Source organism: Streptomyces spongiae (assembly GCF_009377185.1).
In the GTDB taxonomy this organism is placed as follows: Bacteria; Actinomycetota; Actinomycetes; order Streptomycetales; family Streptomycetaceae; genus Streptomyces; species Streptomyces spongiae.
On the sequence record NZ_VJZC01000977.1, the window covers coordinates 1 to 2051 of the forward strand.

A 2051-nucleotide genomic window follows, 5' to 3' on the forward strand; every position below is an offset into this window, starting at 1 on the left:
CCCGGGGCCCGTACCTGCGGCTGGGGGGGTCGGTCTGTGCCCACCCGTTCCGCCCTGCGAAACGACTGCCCACAGACCGACGGGCGACCCGCCCCTACTTCTCCGTTACCCCCGCCGAGTCGAACGTCGCCACCTCGTGCATCGCCCTCGCCGTGCTCTGGACCATCGGGAGGGCGAGGAGCGCGCCCGTGCCCTCGCCGAGGCGGAGGTCGAGGTCGACCAGGGGGCGGAGGCCGAGCTTCTTCAGGGCCGCCACGTGGCCGGGTTCGGCGCTGCGGTGGCCGGCGATGCAGGCGGCAAGCACCTCGGGGGCGATGGCGCGGGCCACCAGGGCGGCCGCGCCCGCGCTGACGCCGTCGAGGATCACCGGCGTACGGAGGGACGCGCCGCCGAGGAGCAGGCCCACCATCGCCGCGTGCTCCAGGCCGCCGAACGCCGCGAGGACGCCGATGGGGTCGGCCGGGTCGGGCTGGTGGAGCTCGATCGCGCGGCGGACCACCTCGGTCTTACGGGCCAGGGTCTCGTCGTTGATACCCGTGCCCCGGCCGGTGACCTCTGCGGGGTCGGTGTCCGTGAAGACCGCGATCAGGGCCGCCGAGGCAGTGGTGTTCGCGATGCCCATCTCACCCGTGAGCAGCGCCTTGTTGCCCGCCGCCACCAGGTCGCGGGCCGTCTCGATGCCGACCTCGATCGCCTGCTTGACCTCCTCGCGGGTCAGCGCGGGGCCGGTCGTCATGTCGGCCGTGCCCGCGCGGACCTTGCGCGGGAGGAGGCCCGGAGTGGCCGGGAGTTCGCAGGCCACGCCGACGTCCACGACGCAGACCTCGGCGCCCACCTGGCTCGCGAAAGCGTTGCAGACGGCTCCCCCACCGAGGAAGTTGGCGACCATCTGGGCCGTCACCTCCTGCGGCCACGGAGTGACTCCCTGGGCGTGCACGCCGTGGTCACCCGCGAAGATCGCGACGGCCGCGGGCTCCGGGATCGGCGGCGGGCACTGGCGGGACAGGCCGGACAGCTGGGCCGAGATGATCTCCAGCATGCCGAGCGCGCCCGCTGGCTTCGTCATGCGCTTCTGCCGCTCCCACGCCTCGCCGAGGGCCTTGGCGTCCAGCGGGCGGATACCGGCGACGGTCTCGGCGAGCAGGTCGTGCGGCTCCTCGCCGGGCAGGGCGCGGCGGCCGTACGTCTCCTCGTGCACGACCCAGGACAGCGGGCGTCGCTTGGACCAGCCCGCCTGCAGCAGCTCGGGCTCCTCCGGGAACTCGTCGACGTACCCGACGCACAGGTACGCCACGACCTCCAGGTGTTCGGGCAGACCCAGGGCGCGCACCATCTCGCGCTCGTCGAAGAAGCTGACCCAGCCGACGCCGAGGCCCTCGGCGCGGGCGGCGAGCCACAGGTTCTCCACCGCGAGCGCGGAGGAGTACGGGGCCATCTGGGGCTGTGTGTGGCGGCCCAGGGTGTGGCGGCCTCCGCGGGTGGGGTCGGCGGTGACGACGATGTTCACCGGGGTGTCGAGGATGGCCTCGATCTTCAGTTCCTTGAACTGCTTCGCCCGGCCCTTGGGCAGCGACTTCGCGTACGCCTCGCGCTGGCGCTGGGCCAGGTCGTGCATCGTGCGGCGCGTCTCGGCCGAGCGGATGACGACGAAGTCCCAGGGCTGCGAGTGGCCCACGGAGGGTGCTGTGTGTGCCGCTTCCAGGACGCGGAGCAGGACGTCGTGCGGAATCGGGTCGCTGCGGAAGCCGTTGCGGATGTCGCGGCGCTCGCGCATCACCCGCAGGACGGCCTCACGCTCGGCGTCCTCGTAGCCGGGTGCGGCGGGGCCCGTGGACTCTCGTGCTTCTGCCACGGCGGCCGTGCTCTCTTCCTGGTCGGCGGCCCTGGTGTCCAGGTCCTCCGCGTGCTGTACGAGTTCGGGCTCCGCGTCCGCCGCGAGCGGCTCCGAAGCGGGCAGTTCCGTAACGGGCGGTTCCGTAAACGGCGGTTCCGTTGCGGGCGCCTCGGGTTGGGCGGGAGGCTCGGGCTCGGCGGGAAGCTCGGGTTCGAGG

The 2051-nt window shown here is 73.1% G+C and carries 1 protein-coding gene; it reads right to left on the reverse strand.

Going from position 1 to position 2051, the window contains the following annotated elements; genetic code table 11:
• Positions 1-94: 94 nt before the first annotated feature.
• A partial coding sequence (gene cobT / locus FNH08_RS49345; protein ID WP_228034854.1) for a nicotinate-nucleotide--dimethylbenzimidazole phosphoribosyltransferase occupies positions 95-2051 on the reverse strand: 1957 nt, incomplete at its 5' end.